The organism is Streptomyces sp. NPDC052079 (assembly GCF_040680275.1).
Classification (GTDB): domain Bacteria; phylum Actinomycetota; class Actinomycetes; order Streptomycetales; family Streptomycetaceae; genus Streptomyces.
This window is the reverse complement of sequence record NZ_JBFAWL010000001.1, coordinates 795,827-809,777: the sequence shown is the minus strand read 5'-3', so window position 1 is coordinate 809,777 and position 13,951 is coordinate 795,827. Positions and strand designations below refer to the sequence as shown.

The following is a 13,951-nucleotide window of genomic DNA, read 5'->3' as shown; positions in this document are numbered from 1 at the left end:
AACATAGATGCATGTCGAATACCAAGGTGCTGCCGCTGCTCGAATCCGAGGCATCTGAGGCCGTGGCGCCGTGCTGCCCGCCGCTGACCGAGCGCCCGTTCACCGCGGAGGAGGCCGAGACGGCCGCGCGGATGTTCAAGGCCCTGGGTGACCCCATACGGCTGCGGCTGTTCTCCGCAGTCGCCTCGCACGAGGGCGGCGAGGCGTGCGTCTGCGATATCTCCGACGTCGGGGTCTCCCAGCCGACCGTCTCCCACCACCTGAAGAAGCTCAAAGACGCCGGGCTGCTGACCTCCGAGCGGCGCGGCACGTGGGTCTACTACCGCGTCGAGCCGTCCGTACTGGCCGCCATGGGCAAGCTGCTGACCATCGCGCCAGGCACAGTCTGACCAGCGGCCGGGAACGAGGGGATACGCCACCGTGTCGAGTCCGACCAGCGTGGCCATGGTGCCGATGACCATCGTGCAGGCCGAACAGGTGCCGGCGATCTACCAGGCAGGCATCGACGGGGGGAACGCCACCTTCGAGACGACCGCACCGACCTGGCAGACGTTCGACGCCGCGAAGCTGCCTGAGCACCGCTCGTCGCCCACGGCGAGCATGAGGTGGTGCTCGGCTGGGTCGCCGCCACGAAGGTCTCCGACCGCTGCGCGTACGCCGGCCACCCGGATCGACTTCTCCTACCTGGCCTGCCTGAAGCCGCCGAGCTACCGCCAGCAGGTCTGTGCCGCGATGCGCGTCGAGGCGCGCGGTAGTCATCGGCCAGGTCGCCGGCATCATGCACGGCTCGACCGAACTGACCGGGGACCTCGACCTGCTCTGGGAAGGCGCCCCTGACGAGGCGCACGCCTTGCGCGACGCCCTAGCCCTGACTGGCTGCCCGAACTGCCCGATCTCGACCGCTCACAGGTGGGGTACCGGGTCACCGGTGCCAGCGGAGACCTGTGCACCCCCGCCCTGCCCTGGGGCACCATGGATGTCACCCCCTGCCTGACCTCAGCCGAGACCACCCGTGACCCCGCAGGATTCACCATCCGCTACGCCGCACTCGACGACCTGATCCGCATGCGGCGGGCCCTCGGCCGTCCGAAGGACCAGCGTCGCGCAGACGGACTCACCCAGCTACGCACCTGACTCGGTATGAGGACAGGCGCTTGACCGTGGCGGCCTCGTTCACCAGGGCCGTGGTGGAGGTCGGGGCCGCGGACGATGAGACCCGTTTGCGGTCCAGGAGGTGCTCGCCGCGCTCATGGCAGTCGAAACCGATACGCCCACTCGACACCGTGCTCCACCAGAGTGAACACAGCAGCATTACCGGCTCAACCTGCCAGCCACCGCCCTATCTGTGGAGCCGTGATCAAGAACCTGATGCGCAGCGAAGTCGTCACCGCCGTGGCCACGCTTGCCCTGGCTGCCCCCGCCTCGGCCACCACCGCGATCCGGGCGCGGCGCGGGCCCATCAGGCGACGGCCGGGTGTTGCGCGGCGAGCCGGGCGAGGTGGGCCTCGCGCAGTTCCTCCCACGGCGTGCAGTCTTCCACCGAGGGCAGCCCGTTGGCCGCGATGTCCTCCAGGACGGCGGCGAACTGGTCGGCGCTGGCGCGGGTCTTGGCCGCGAACGCACGCAACCCGTCGGCGGCCGCGGGCTCCAGTTGCTGCCGGGCGTGGTCGGCGGGTGCCGGTTGTTCGCTCATCGAGGGCTCCAGAAGGGCAGAACTGGCGTCTCCCTCAACGGTATCGGCCGCCCCAGTCCCTGGGGACCACTCCGGACGAACCCGGCCGTACGCGGGTGCGAGACCCAGGGACCCAGCTTCCGGCGCGCTGCATGCAGCACGCGTCTCGTCCAGGCCGTCCTCGCCCTGCACCTGACCAGCGCAGAGTGAGGTTGGAAAAGGCTCAACGCCTCACGGTGTGCAAAGCCCGAGCCGCGGCATCATCCAGCACGGACTGATCAATCCACCCCGGCTCTTTCACCGCAGGGGCGGATTCCTACTGTCAGGCGCCGAGGTAGGTAGTCGCACCGGAGACGAGTGTTCCGCAGAGCAGCACGAGAGCAGCCGGGATATAACGCGTCGGCCACTGAACTCCCTTGTCGTCTGCGAGCCAGGCGCGGACGAGGGCATGCACTGAGAGTCCCATGGTGAGTGGAATCAGCACCGTCTTGAACTCATCCATTTCGAAGTGCGGGGTCCGGTCGGTGGCCCATGCGCCAATGAGAACGCTAAGCACCGAAGCCACGACGACGGGCAAAGAAAGGGACCACTTGAGATACTCGCGCTTGGGGTTTCGGGTCCGGGACATCCAAAGGGCCGTGACCAGGAACGCGACTGTGATGACGATGGCGAGGAGAAGGGCTACGACTCCGGCCGACTTCCATACTGAGGCAGGCATCTTGGTTCCGATTCGAGAAGAAGGGTAGCCGGGGGGCCCGCCTGTCGGGCCCCCCGGCTGCTTGTTACTTGAACGCGTCGTAACAGTCTTCTTGGACTGACGAGAAGCCCATGAGGACACCGACCGCCGAAATTAGCGCGGCCCCGAATCCCGCGGCAGCCCTATACCACTTGCGTCGAGGCTTATTCCTGATCACCTTGATCAGTCTGTACAGACGCTTGAAGCCGATCTTACGGATGAGCTTCACGGCCTTGCGAATCTTGTTGACCTTCATCAGCCATCCGAACCCGCTGGCCCACATCGCCACGGAGATGATGGCCCAGACGCACTTGGCAATCTTCCACCACGTGCTCCCCGACCACGACCACTTGCCATTCAGGTCGTACATGGTGATGGGGTCGACAGGATAGCCGTAGGCGTTCGCGCCGCCGCCGGTCACCGGGTCCGACTGAAGGAAACGGCCGGTGGCCGAGTCGTACATCCGAGCGCCCATCAGGGTCAGCCCGGACAGCGTCTCGCCCGATCGCTGCTGGGCGCCAGGTCGGCACGCGCGGCGGTGTTCTCGGCGGAGGTACGGACGGCGACCTCTCTGTTGGCGGCCGTCAGCTCACGCACCGTGTTGCCGAAGCGGTCGTACTCGGTGGTGGTGATGTGGCCGCCCGGGTCGGCCTTGTCGACGGTACGGCCGGAGGTGCCGAGATAGTGGATCGTGGCTCGGCCGTAGGAACCCGCGCCGAGCGAGGTGCCCGTGTTGGAAGTGGGCACCGAGTCAGCGGGAAAGACGGCTGTCGCGTCCGTGGGAGCGTCGGTCTGCCCCCACGCCTTCACGTCAGCCGTTCACATCTGGTATGGGGCGGCGGTCCCGGTGAGCGGCACGTCGTAGACGACTGACGTGACGGCCTCGCCCTCGACGGTGGCGGCCGTACCCTGCTTCAGCGCAGGGCGAGACGCTTTGAGCACCATGCCGTCACCGGCCGCGCTGCTCGCGCCCGCCTTGCCGTAGGTGAAGGTCCACGGCAGTTCGCCGGGCGGCGTGACCTTGATGACCCGGCCCGCGCTGTCGTAGTCGTACTCGGTCTTCAGAGCGGGAGAGATCTGCGTGTCCCAGGTCTGCCGCAGCCGGCCTGTGCTGTCGTACGCGTAGCTCTGCACCGTCTTCGCCGTCGCCGTCGCCGCACCAGGCGCAGTCGACCAGAGGCCGCACCTCCTTCACCTGGCCGTTGTAGTCGCCGTAGGCGGTGTCCGTGGCTGTGGTGGCCGTGGCGTACACGAATTGCAGGATCCGGCAGCCCTTGGTCGAGGGATCGGCCTTGCAGGCCGCGGTGGTCGTCGCCGAGGTGGGAGCGAAGATTCGTTCCGGGCGCGCGAGTTCCTTGCCGTCGACGGTGACGGTCTTGGACTCGATGCTGGTGGTCGACACCGTCTGGCCGTCGTTCCTGGAACTGCTCACCTGCCAGGTGGTGGCGCCGGCGGGCTTGGTGAACTCAGTGACGACACCTTCGGTCTCGGTCAGAGTGAAGCTTCCGGCGGTGCTGCCCGTGAGGGTCAGGTACTCCGATCCGGGCTCAGGAATCCAGCCGGTCCTGGCGGTGTTCGCGGTGAAGTGGATGGAGCTGTCGTCCGCGGTCACCACGTCCACCGCGGTGTCGGAAATCCTCCGCAGGTAGCTGTAGTCGGAGTCGGTGAGTTCCGCGGTAGTACCGCTGACCCACTCCTTGCCGAAGATCGGTAGCTGGCCGTCCTGCGTGGCCGCGGGAGTACGAGAGGACGCGGAGCGTTCCACGGACAGTCCGAACTGCGAGACGTCGGTCTCTGACAGCAGGAAGTCACCGGTGAGGAGATTGAGCGAACCGGGACCGATCGCCTCGGTGGCGGCGCTGTCGGCATTCCGGTCGACCACGACCGTCAGCGCCTCGGTACTGCCTGAGGCGCCGTTGGGTCCGTCAAAGTCGGCCTTGATTTCGATGCTGCCATCGGGATTCACGGTGTCCGTGGCGCTCCACGCCAGGGTGGGACTCTTGCCGCTCGTTGGCGCGATGGGCCACGACGTCAGCGCGGTGCCATCCTTGGTGACGTCTCCAGCGGGGATCCGCGTCCATGCATCGGCCTCGGAGCGGCGCCAGGAGAACGAGACCTGGTTGTACTTAGTGCCGTCAGCCTCGGCGACGAGCGGCAGGCGGCGAGCGGTGCGCTCGCCATCGGCGGGCTGGACGAAGCCGCCGGGGCCGGCGTGGAAGGTGTAGTCGATGGCCTCGGACTTGTTGTCGGCCTTGTGCCGACTGGCCTTGGGATCCGACGCTGTACACCAACCACAGCCGCGCGCACCAGTACGCCGTCAACAGCAAGGAAACCCGAGGCGGTCACACCATCGTCGTGGATCGCAACGCCTGGGACGCGCCAGTCGCCATCACCGGATAGACGAGGCACCAACCTGTTGCCGGCTTTCCCAGCCCGTACAGCACGGATGGTGGGGAAGTGAAGCTGTCGCCCGCCGGAAGTTCGCGGCCTGGGTCGGCAACTGGGGTCGGCCCGGCGCCCGCATCACCCTCACCGACGAGGCGACAGCAGCCTGGTGACGCAGTGGCCGGCCGCCGGGTGATTGTCTGCCATGCTGCGCGGATGAGCGTCCGCCCGTCATGCGCCCGCGCCCTGCGGCAGATCATGCGCCGGCACCGCAACGAGATCCCGCCCCTCTTGCTGCCGCTCGCCCGCGCAGCGCAGGGCCCGGCCGGCGAGTACCGACTCTCGACACGCGCCGACTACCCGGCAGAATCTTCCCGCGACTGGCTATGTCGACGAGTACGATGGCGTTTGTTCATGAGCTCGGGAGTCACTTGCCGATCTGGATGCCGCTGTTTGTTCACGCGTTTGAGAGGCACTCGGGCGGCGGTGTCGGTGCCGGTCGCTAGTGTCGTGACCATGAGTGATCAACGACAAGAGGTGGTTGTCCGTAAAGCCGAACAGGCGGATGTCAAAGGGCTTGTCGCATGCAGCAGCGCCCTATTCGCCGAGGACGCCGGAACCCGAGATCCAAGCATCAACATCGACTGGCCTCGCGAGCACGGACGGCAGCGTTTCGCGGCTGGCTTAGCTGATCCGAGTCGGCTTCTCCTCGTTGCCGACTGCGGCGGCAAGGTGGTGGGGCATCTCACGGGTGTGGTGGGCGAGGCATCCGCGATGAAGCCGGTGAAGGTCGCGACGCTGGTGAGCATGTATGTGCAGCCCGCATACCGTCGGGGACAGGTCGGGGGTCGCCTGGTCAGCGAGTTCTTCGCTTGGGCGAAGCAGGTGGGGGCCGGGCAGGCGGAGGTGACGGCCTACTCAAGCAACGCCGAGGCCATCCGGTTCTATGAGCGCAACGGCTTCGCGTCTCAGTCGGTGACCTTGGAAACCGCTCTGTAGCGTCTGTGCACGTCGTCAGCCACCGCACCATGGTGTGCGGTGGCTGTCAGCGGGTGCGGAACTCTTCGGCCCGAGCCTTGGTCTGGGCGAGGCGGTAGGAGTCGGTACCGGTCTCGATGATGTTGCCGCCGAAGGTGAGCCGGTCGACGATGGCCGCGCAAAGCCGGGGATCGGTGAACGTCTTTGTCCATGCACCAAAGCTCTCGTTGGAGGCGATGGCCACGCTGTTCTTCTCCTCCCGCTCGGTGAGTACTTGGAACGGCAGTTCGGCGCCGCGTCGGTCGAGCTCCATGTATCCGAGTTCGTCGATGCAGAGGAGATCGGCGCGCCCGTAGCGGGCTATGGTCTTGGTCAGGATTTTCTCGTCCGCGGCCTCGACCAGCTCGTTCAACGTCCATCCCGGCGCCCGGGGCCACGGAGTCGCCTCCGCCCTGCTCAAAGCGCTGATCGACTCCACCGAGGCGGCCGGGATCTGGACCATCCAGTCCGGCATCTTCCCCGAGAACACCGCCGGCATCGCCCTGCACCAACGGGCCGGCTTCCGCGTCATCGGCACCCGCGAACGCATCGGCCGCCACCACGGCCGCTGGCGCGACGTCGTCCTCATCGAGCGCCGAAGCCCCGCTGTCACCTGACCGATGCCCCAAAGCGGTGACGGCGGACCAGTTGATGCCGGCCGAACCGGATCAGTCGTGCGCAGGGCCCAGCGTGAGCTGGGCGCGGTGGAAGTCGTAGTGCTGGGTGGGATAGCGGTACAGATCCGCGCGGGTCACCCAGTCGCGGAAGAAGGGGTCCCAGCGGGGCGGGTAGTGCATGCCGCGCTCGAGGGAGGCTGCGCATTCGCGGTCCAGGCGCCGATGGAGGGCAGCGAGGGTACGGTCCATCTTCGCTCCCATGCGGCGGTGGTTGAAGTAGAGCGAGCCAGCCACGGAGCTGACGTAGTTGATGACATGGAACGGTCTGGCCGCAGCGTTCAGCAGACGGGCGAACATCCTGCTCGCAGTGCGCGGCAGCCTGGTGAAGAGTCCCAGCAGGGGCAGGAGCACGCGGACGAGCATGTAGCCGAAGAGCATGTGGAACAGCAGCTGCTCGTTGGTCCAGCGTGTCCCGGCTGTCGGTCGGCGCAGGTCGGTGGCGCTCGCCTCCGCGAGGAAGCGATGGAAGTCGGCCTGGATGCGCTCCCAGTCGGCGTGGACAGCCTGTCGGTCCAGTGGGCATCGCTCGTCCATGGCTGCCACTCCGTCCCGCTGGCTTCTCAGGTTCGGCTACGGCCGGATACCCGGGAGGACGATGATCCTCGCTCTCCGGCTCCTGAGCCGAAGTCGGCCTCCGGGGGCGGAGGCCCCGGAGGGGTCTCCGCTTGCCCCAACGGTCGCACAGGGCATGGCGTGGTCGGGAAGTGGGCGCTTACGCGAGCAGGCCGGCGATCTCTCGTGCCGCCTCGCGCGCGGGTCGGCCGACACCGATGAGAGTGGCAGAGGCGGGCCCGGTCCAGTCTCCGTAGCCGAACAGGTGCAGGCGCGGCTCGTCCACCGCGCGCGTGCCGGACGTGGCGATGTGGCCGCGTCGGCCACGGAGTCGGAGGGGCGCGAGATGCGAGAGAGCCGGCCGGAAGCCGGTGCACCAGATGAGGGCGTCGGCTTCGGCGCGAGTGCCGTCGGCCCACTCGACACCGCCGTGGACCAGGCGGGTGAACATCGGGCTCGCCCTGAGCAGGCCGCTGTCGCGGGCCTCGCGAACGGGAGGCACGGCGACGATGTCGCCGAGCGAGGCGACGCCGCCGGTGTCGGTGCGGCCCTCGTCGAGGGCACGGCGGCGGGCGGTGGCCGCGTCGAAGAGGGCGCGGCCGTCGATGTCGTCGGCCAGATAGCGGGGCGGGCGCTGGGTGACCCAGGTCAGCTTGGTGTCGTAGGCGAGGTCGGCGGCGATCTGCGCGCCCGAGTTGCCTCCGCCGATCACGATCACCCGCTGGCCGGCGAAGTCCTGCGGGCTGCGGTACTCCACGGCGTGGAGCCGGCGTCCGCCGAAGTCCCCTCGGCCGGGGACGGCGGGGAGGAATGGGCGCCACCACGTGCCGGTCGCGCTGATCACGGCGCGTGCCTGCCAGGTGCCGGAGTCGGTCTCCACGCGCAGGAGTTGGCCGTCGCGGTGGACGCCGAGGACGCGTACCGGGCGCTCGACGGGAAGCTCGTAGCGCTTCTCGTAGTCGGCGAGGTACTCCACCACGTGGGCAGCGTCCGGGTACTCCTCCCCCAGCTGCGGCGGCATGAGCCGGCCCGGCAGAGACGAGAAGGCCGCTGGGGAGAACAGGTGCAGGGAGTCCCAGGTGTGCTGCCAGGCTCCGCCCGGTGTGGTCTGGGCGTCGAGGACGACGAAGTCGACACCGAGGCGGCGCAGGTTGTATCCGGCGGCGATCCCGGACTGGCCGCCGCCGATCACCACTACCTGGACTGCGTGCGTCACTTGGCGGTGTCCCGGCCAGGCATGAAGATGAGGGCCACCAGCGCCAGCCCGACCAGGGCACCGATCAGCTGCATGCCGATGAAGCCCGCAAGGGAACCGGGCGCGATGCCCGCGAACGTGTCGCTGAAGGCGCGGCCGATGGTCACCGCCGGGTTGGCGAAGGACGTGGAGGAGGTGAACCAGTAGGCGGCGCCGATGTACGAGGCGACCGCGACCGGGGCGAAGCGCAGCTGGTCGGCGCGCGCCAGGCCGAAGATCAGCAGGATCAGGCCGGCGGTGGCGACGACCTCGCCGAGGAGCAGGTGCCCGGCGGACCGGTCGTGGGTGGACCACTCCACGAGCGGCTTGCCGAACATCGCGTCCGCCAGGATCGCGCCCGTGATCGCACCCGCGATCTGCGCCGGGACGTAAACGGCGGTCTCGCGGAGCGTCACCCCTGCGCCACCGCGCCTGCCCGTCCACCACTCGGCCAACGTGACCACGGGGTTGAAGTGCGCGCCGGAGACCGGCCCGAGCAGGAGGATCAGGACACCGAGGCCGAAGACGGTGGCCAGGGAGTTGGCCAGCAGCTGTACCCCGACGTCCCTGGTCAGCTCGGTGGCCTGGATGCCGGAGCCGATCACCACCGCGACGAGGGCTGCGGTGCCGACGAGTTCGGCGGCAGCCCGGGCGGCCAGCGGCCTGCGGGGCGGGGTGGCGCCCGGGGCGGGCTGCGGCTCGGCGGCGGACATCGCTGACTCCGCGGCGGACTCGTGCGTGGCGGTCAACAAAGACTCCTTGGTGCAGTCGCCTGGGACGGCGAAGTTCAGGGGCAGGACCGCTTGTTGTCGGCGGCGGTACGGGCGGACTCGGCCAGGTCAGCAAACTGGCCCGCGAGCTGGGCGATGACATCCGGGCGCAACCTGTAGTACGTGAACCGGCCGCACGGCTCCGTCTCGACGACCCCGGCCTCGCGCAGCACTCTCAGGTGGTTGGAGAGGTTGGTCTGCTTGGCACCGGTCTCCTCCACCAGGTGGGTGGTGCACAGCATTTCTTTTGCGAGCAGGGTCACGATCCGGAGCCTGAGCGGGTCGGCCAGAACCCGGATCAGGTCAGTGTCGACTGACGTCATCATGGACTGATAGTGTCACATCAGTGATGACTGACACCACCGGGTACTGATGTCAGTCGCACCTGATGTCGTCGTGAGACAAGAGAGACCTCTGATGTCCGACAAGCCCTCCGTGCTGTTCGTCTGTGTCCACAACGCGGGCCGTTCCCAGATGGCCGCCGCGTGGCTGACCCACCTGGCCGGGGACTGCGTCGAGGTCCGCTCCGCCGGCTCCAACCCCGGCGAGCACGTCAATCCCGCCGCCATCGAAGCCATGCGCGAGGTCGGCATCGACATCTCCGCCGAGGTCCCGAAGATGCTCACCGTGGACGCGGTCAGGGAGTCCGACGTCTGCATCACCATGGGCTGCGGCGACACCTGCCCCGTCTTCCCCGGCAAGCGGTACCTCGACTGGACCCTGGACGACCCCGCAGGCCAGACCGTCGACGCCGTCCGGCCCATCCGCGACGAAATCGAGCACCGCGTCCGCGGGCTCCTCGACGACCTCGGCGTCCCCGCACAACACTGACCTCGGGCAGGGGTGTGAGGGCCGGCCCACACCGAAACGCGAGGATCCGCGCGATCACGCCTCAAGTAGGCACGTTCGGGACTGACTCGGGAGAAATCTGTCGAATAACCGCTCCAGGACGAGGATCATGGCGGAATGGCTGCGTACCTGTATGACCGGCTGGTGACGGAGGACGAATACCGCCAGCGCATCCGGCGGCATCGTCACAGCTCACTGCTGCCACTGATCGCCACAGCGGCGGCACGCTACAGCACGCCCGAGCGGCCACAGCCCCGCCAGGTCAACGCCACCTCAGCCCAGATCGACCAGTACCATCCGGCATTCGCTGGCATCCCGACCGACCGTCCACGCCAGGCACTGATCGTCACCCTTGAACCGTTCCCCGTCGCCAACGCCAACCTGCCCCACCTCGGCCTGCCCATCGCCGACATCCCGACCACGGTCGTCGCAGCCCACGAAGTCGAACGCCTGGTGACCCTGACAGACACCACACCCAGCACTCTGCTCCTGGAACGGGCGGCCGACCCCCAGCGCTCCACCTGGGCTCTCAATGAATGCCTCAACGGACACGAGGGGGACCGCAATCCGGTCCTCGATCAAGGATGGACGTCCTACCCCCGGGCAACCGGCAGGCTGTCGACCCCTGGCACGGCGTAGCCCATGTGCCGCGAACCCGTGCGCCCCGGCAACTGCCCCGCGCGCGGCGGCCGGCGGTGAGTGCGGCATGGTCCGGCCGTCGCACCGGATCGTCCGGGGATTTCCGCAAGGACGGGTCGACCATCGGACCGGAATGCGGCGGGCACGTCTGAGCGGGCTCGGTATCCGCACTCACCGCCGGGAGGATTCACGGTAGGATAGGTAGCATGAGTGAGCCTACCGGCAAGTACTCGATCACCATGCCGCGCGACATCGCCGAAGCAGCAAAGGCCCGCAGCGGCCCCTCCGGCCTGTCCGCCTACGTCGCCGCCGCCGTCGCCCGCCAGATCGAGCGCGACAACCTCAACGAGCTCATCACCGTCGCCGAGGCCGAGCACGGGCCCGTCACGGACGAGGAGATCCAGGCCCTGCGCGAGCTGCTCCACCAGGCCCGCGACAACCAGGCGACGGGCGGAGCGAACGCCGCGTGAGCCGCTCCCCCGCCGTCCCCGGCGGCACCCTCGTACTGGACAGCGAGGGACTGGCCAAGGCCGTCCTCCGCGACCGCACCGTCACCGCCTGGCTCGCACTCGCCCGCGCCGACGACCTCCGGGTGATCACCTCCGCAGCCACCCTGGTGGAGGTCGTCCACCCGCGGATCAACCGCCCCGCCCTGGGGTGGACCCTCTCCCGCCTCGTCGTGGAACCGGTCACCGAGCCGATCGCCCGCCACGCCGCAACCCTCCTCGCCGACGCAGGCCTGCACGGCCACAAGTACGCCATCGACGCCATGCTCAGCGCCACCGCACTCGCAGCGCCCGGACCGGCCACGATCCTGACCTCCGATCCGGAGGACGTCACCCTGCTGTGCGGCGGGCGCGCCACCGTCATCAAGATCTGATGTGTCCTCCGGTTACCGCTTGCGGCCGAAGCATCCGCTCACATGCGCAGCCGCCCGGCGGTTTGCCTTACATGTAGTGGGCGTAGCGGGTGGGCGACAGCGATCTGCGCGTCGTCGTAGGCGACGATGAGAGCGCGCCGCTGGTGCCTGTGTTCGTTCCCACCCTGATTCAAGCGCGCACCTCGCAACATCACTTCTCTTGTCTGGCTTCCCAGGGGGCGTGCCTCGACCGGACCGAGGGGGCTCAGGCAGATCCGCTCCGGCGGTTCCTGAACCACCACACGCCACCGCCGAGCACGAGGACGGCCGCACCGATGCCCAGAGGTACGGCCATGGGCATGCCGTCGTCGTCCTTCGGGTCATCCGCCACCGGCTCCGCGGGCGACTCGTCGGCGGCGGGCTCGTCCGAGGTGCCGGCCGACGATGGAGCGGAGGTGGTCGGTTCGTCCGTGGGGCTGGGACTCACCAGCTTGGCGCCGGGTGCGGCTGCCTTCAGTTCCAGGCGGGGCGCGGGATGGCCGTGCCCGTGTCCGTCCGCCTCGGCCTCCTCCTCCAGTTCGATCCAGCGGTCGACCTTGCCGTCGCTGTAGGTCTGCAGAGTCTTGAAGACCAGCTCTTTCGCGTCGGGCAGCTGCCGTACGGTCACGGCGTACTCGGCGTCCTCGCCCACGGCGAGCTTCGGCCCCGACACCGTGTAGCCCCGGCCGGTAGGGGCGAACTTCCAGCCCTTGGGGCCTTCCTCATAGGTGATGTCCTGCGGGGCGATGCCCTTGGGCAGGATCACCTCCAGCTTGCTGATCCCGGCCGAGGCGGACTCCGACTCGGCGGAGAAGGTCAGCTCGACGTTCTGGTCGAGGGCCCGAGCACCCTCCGCCTCGACCTCGGCGTGGGCCGCGGCCGGGCCCGCGGTGGCGACAGCGATTGCGAGCGCGGCTGCTGAGAGGGCGCCGGTGAGGCGCAGGTTGCGTACCAGGGTCGGGCGGTGCACGGAGGACTCCCTCGTTTCGATGGTGTAGGGGCTGTATTCAAACGCTGGGCAGGCCCTGCGCGGCCAGGCCGGGACACTCAGCTGGTCCCTGGCCCGCCTGGAGCAGGCACCGGCCCAGGGGTGATCGAGCATCCGGGCCTGGACCGGTGTCCGGGACGGCGCGCACAGGGCAGTGCGAGCGGCACGGCGGAACCGGTGAAGGGGTGTCGGGGTGAACGGCCGGGCGCGGGTATGCGCGGCCGGTACCCGAGGTGGGGAGCCGACCGTTCGTCGTCTCCGTGCACGGCCTCGGGAAGCCGGCTGTCGTCAGGCGACAGCGGTCCCCATGGGTGGACCCCGAGAAGTGATCGCGTAGGTGAGGAGGAGTCGCGGCGGCTTGCGCTCCGAGCCGCCTCTGGGGGCGCGGACGCGTGGCCGGTGCGGCGGCGCGGGCAGCCGGAGGATCAGGCGCAGCGGAGCGACGAGCCATCCGGCGAGAGCGCCCAGGATGCGGAACGCGGCGCGCTCGCCGTGGGCGAGCCACAGGCCGCACAGCAGCGCGGCCAGCAGGTGGGCGGCGAGCATGCCGGTCGAGGACAGGCCGCCCATGTCGTGGTCCAGAGCATGCGCGGCCCCCATGTGGTCCATCGAGCCCATGGAGTGCGTGGTACCCATCGCGTGGTCCATGGAGGTCATGGACGTCGGCATGGCGCCGTGCTCCGTGCCCGGTCCCGACGGCGAACCGCACAGCAGATAGCCCAGCCACTGCTGGACCAGCGACCTGCCGCCGGACGGTTTCGGCTGTACGGCTGCCTGGGCGAGCGAGAACGACGCGTGGAGTACGGCCTGGGCGGCGACCGTGACGGAGCCGACCGCGACCGGCCCGCGCTCCCGGCCGGCCAGCAGCCAGGCCGTGCCGCCGGTCGCCGCCGCTCCTGCGGCCATGGCCCACCAGGGCACCGCGGTTCCCGACATCATGACGTGGCCCAGGGAGGCGAGCAGCACGCAGACGGCCGCGAACACAGCGGCCCTGAGCGTGCGAGTACACCCCCCAGCGGTCACGGCGCCTCATCCTCGCAGTCCGGGTCTCACGCGTCAGCAGAGAGTACGGAATTGGCCCCGGTGTCCGACTCAATCCAGCCGTTGTGATTCACGCCACAGTAAATCCGACGGCCTCCGGAGCCGTGTGCGCAGGTTCGAATCCTGCCGGGGGCACCTCGAAGAAGGTGCCAAAAGACCCCACCACCAGCGAAAACGCTGAAGGTGGGGTCTTCGTGTTTGTGCAGGCGTATGCCGCCCGGAGCGCCGTATGTCGGCGTCTGTGGACTATTCGTGGACAGGATCTTGAGACGTCTGCCCAGGTCAGCCCCGGCAAACAGTAAGGCCCCCGGACAAGTCCAGGGGCCTGAGGGTCGGTTGATCGCCGGTGACCCCAGTAGCCGATCTCGGCCTGCTGACCGTCGCGGCAGAGCACAGTGCAGTGGCCGCGCCCTGAGGGGCAAAAAACAGTCCCCAGTAGTACTGCGCGTGTCCTGAAGCTTCAGTCGTCACTGTCGCCTCGGTGTCGCGCCGG

Annotated in this window: 16 protein-coding genes, 1 tRNA gene and 5 pseudogenes; 11 read left to right on the top strand and 11 right to left on the bottom strand. The window is 68.6% G+C overall.

Annotated features, from left to right (window positions below):
• Positions 1–11 precede the first annotated feature (11 nt).
• The 3 genes and pseudogenes from AB0L56_RS03940 to AB0L56_RS03930 all read left to right on the top strand — a co-directional run bounded on the left by AB0L56_RS03940 (position 12) and on the right by AB0L56_RS03930 (position 1,134).
• Positions 12–389: a metalloregulator ArsR/SmtB family transcription factor gene (locus tag AB0L56_RS03940; protein WP_365418589.1), complete on the top strand. Its 378-nt coding sequence runs from the start codon at positions 12–14 to the stop codon at positions 387–389.
• A 55-nt stretch (positions 390–444) separates the two neighbouring features.
• A pseudogene (locus tag AB0L56_RS03935) lies at positions 445–662 on the top strand (N-acetyltransferase); the annotation flags it as partial.
• Between the two features lie 247 nt (positions 663–909).
• Positions 910–1,134 carry a hypothetical protein gene (locus AB0L56_RS03930; protein WP_365418586.1) on the top strand — a complete coding sequence of 75 codons (225 nt, stop codon included), beginning with the start codon at positions 910–912 and terminating at the stop codon, positions 1,132–1,134.
• 325 nt (positions 1,135–1,459) lie between these two features.
• Here AB0L56_RS03930 and AB0L56_RS03925 read toward each other — a convergent pair whose 3' ends face one another.
• The 4 genes and pseudogenes from AB0L56_RS03925 to AB0L56_RS03910 all read right to left on the bottom strand — a co-directional run.
• Positions 1,460–1,693, bottom strand: coding sequence for a hypothetical protein (locus AB0L56_RS03925; RefSeq protein WP_365418583.1), 234 nt, complete (start codon positions 1,691–1,693; stop codon positions 1,460–1,462).
• Between the two features lie 301 nt (positions 1,694–1,994).
• Positions 1,995–2,390 (bottom strand): hypothetical protein, encoded by a 396-nt coding sequence (locus tag AB0L56_RS03920; protein WP_365418580.1) that lies wholly within the window; start codon positions 2,388–2,390, stop codon positions 1,995–1,997.
• A gap of 64 nt (positions 2,391–2,454) precedes the next feature.
• The gene (locus AB0L56_RS03915; RefSeq protein WP_365418578.1) at positions 2,455–2,871 is read right to left on the bottom strand and encodes a hypothetical protein; all 417 of its coding nucleotides are present in this window, start codon (positions 2,869–2,871) and stop codon (positions 2,455–2,457) included.
• A 56-nt stretch (positions 2,872–2,927) separates the two neighbouring features.
• Positions 2,928–4,662 (bottom strand): annotated as a pseudogene (locus tag AB0L56_RS03910) (sugar-binding protein); the annotation flags it as partial.
• A gap of 2 nt (positions 4,663–4,664) precedes the next feature.
• On the opposite strand from AB0L56_RS03910, the pseudogene AB0L56_RS03905 reads away from it, so the two are divergent.
• A pseudogene (locus AB0L56_RS03905) lies at positions 4,665–4,808 on the top strand (peptidoglycan-binding protein); the annotation flags it as partial.
• A 501-nt stretch (positions 4,809–5,309) separates the two neighbouring features.
• Positions 5,310–5,792, top strand: a complete 483-nt coding sequence (locus AB0L56_RS03900) for a GNAT family N-acetyltransferase (protein ID WP_365418575.1) — start codon at positions 5,310–5,312, stop codon at positions 5,790–5,792.
• 46 nt (positions 5,793–5,838) lie between these two features.
• Here the strand turns inward: AB0L56_RS03900 and AB0L56_RS03895 are convergent.
• Positions 5,839–6,183, bottom strand: a pseudogene (locus tag AB0L56_RS03895) (ATP-binding protein); the annotation flags it as partial.
• 1 nt (position 6,184) lies between these two features.
• Between AB0L56_RS03895 and AB0L56_RS03890 the strand changes: the two are divergent.
• A pseudogene (locus AB0L56_RS03890) lies at positions 6,185–6,427 on the top strand (N-acetyltransferase family protein); the annotation flags it as partial.
• Between the two features lie 51 nt (positions 6,428–6,478).
• On the opposite strand, the gene AB0L56_RS03885 reads toward AB0L56_RS03890, so the two are convergent.
• The 4 genes from AB0L56_RS03885 to AB0L56_RS03870 all read right to left on the bottom strand — a co-directional run bounded on the left by AB0L56_RS03885 (position 6,479) and on the right by AB0L56_RS03870 (position 9,369).
• On the bottom strand, positions 6,479–7,021 hold the full coding sequence (locus AB0L56_RS03885; protein ID WP_365418572.1) for a DinB family protein: 543 nt from the start codon (positions 7,019–7,021) through the stop codon (positions 6,479–6,481).
• Between the two features lie 178 nt (positions 7,022–7,199).
• Complete coding sequence (locus tag AB0L56_RS03880) at positions 7,200–8,255, bottom strand: ArsO family NAD(P)H-dependent flavin-containing monooxygenase (RefSeq protein ID WP_365418570.1); 1,056 nt, start codon at positions 8,253–8,255, stop codon at positions 7,200–7,202.
• On the bottom strand, positions 8,252–9,022 hold the full coding sequence (locus tag AB0L56_RS03875; protein WP_365418568.1) for an aquaporin: 771 nt from the start codon (positions 9,020–9,022) through the stop codon (positions 8,252–8,254). The genes AB0L56_RS03880 and AB0L56_RS03875 overlap by 4 nt, the downstream gene beginning before the upstream one ends.
• Positions 9,023–9,060: 38 nt before the next feature.
• Positions 9,061–9,369, bottom strand: a complete 309-nt coding sequence (locus tag AB0L56_RS03870; RefSeq protein ID WP_361028850.1) for a metalloregulator ArsR/SmtB family transcription factor — start codon at positions 9,367–9,369, stop codon at positions 9,061–9,063.
• A gap of 91 nt (positions 9,370–9,460) precedes the next feature.
• Here AB0L56_RS03870 and AB0L56_RS03865 point away from each other — a divergent pair, with 91 nt between their 5' ends.
• The 4 genes from AB0L56_RS03865 to AB0L56_RS03850 all read left to right on the top strand — a co-directional run bounded on the left by AB0L56_RS03865 (position 9,461) and on the right by AB0L56_RS03850 (position 11,411).
• Positions 9,461–9,874 (top strand): arsenate reductase ArsC, encoded by a 414-nt coding sequence (locus AB0L56_RS03865; RefSeq protein ID WP_365418565.1) that lies wholly within the window; start codon positions 9,461–9,463, stop codon positions 9,872–9,874.
• Between the two features lie 135 nt (positions 9,875–10,009).
• Positions 10,010–10,531 carry a hypothetical protein gene (locus AB0L56_RS03860; RefSeq protein ID WP_365418562.1) on the top strand — a complete coding sequence of 174 codons (522 nt, stop codon included), beginning with the start codon at positions 10,010–10,012 and terminating at the stop codon, positions 10,529–10,531.
• A 206-nt stretch (positions 10,532–10,737) separates the two neighbouring features.
• Positions 10,738–11,001, top strand: coding sequence for a CopG family transcriptional regulator (locus AB0L56_RS03855; protein ID WP_365418559.1), 264 nt, complete (start codon positions 10,738–10,740; stop codon positions 10,999–11,001).
• The gene (locus AB0L56_RS03850) at positions 10,998–11,411 is read left to right on the top strand and encodes a PIN domain-containing protein (protein ID WP_365418556.1); all 414 of its coding nucleotides are present in this window, start codon (positions 10,998–11,000) and stop codon (positions 11,409–11,411) included. The genes AB0L56_RS03855 and AB0L56_RS03850 overlap by 4 nt, the downstream gene beginning before the upstream one ends.
• A gap of 244 nt (positions 11,412–11,655) precedes the next feature.
• Here the strand turns inward: AB0L56_RS03850 and AB0L56_RS03845 are convergent, their stop codons facing one another.
• Both AB0L56_RS03845 and AB0L56_RS03840 read right to left on the bottom strand, forming a co-directional pair.
• Positions 11,656–12,399, bottom strand: coding sequence for a DUF1775 domain-containing protein (locus tag AB0L56_RS03845; RefSeq protein WP_365418553.1), 744 nt, complete (start codon positions 12,397–12,399; stop codon positions 11,656–11,658).
• Positions 12,400–12,705: 306 nt separating this feature from the next.
• Positions 12,706–13,440: a hypothetical protein gene (locus AB0L56_RS03840; protein WP_365418551.1), complete on the bottom strand. Its 735-nt coding sequence runs from the start codon at positions 13,438–13,440 to the stop codon at positions 12,706–12,708.
• A gap of 77 nt (positions 13,441–13,517) precedes the next feature.
• Between AB0L56_RS03840 and AB0L56_RS03835 the strand changes: the two genes are divergently transcribed.
• A tRNA-Arg gene (locus AB0L56_RS03835) sits at positions 13,518–13,593 on the top strand.
• Positions 13,594–13,951: the final 358 nt, after the last annotated feature.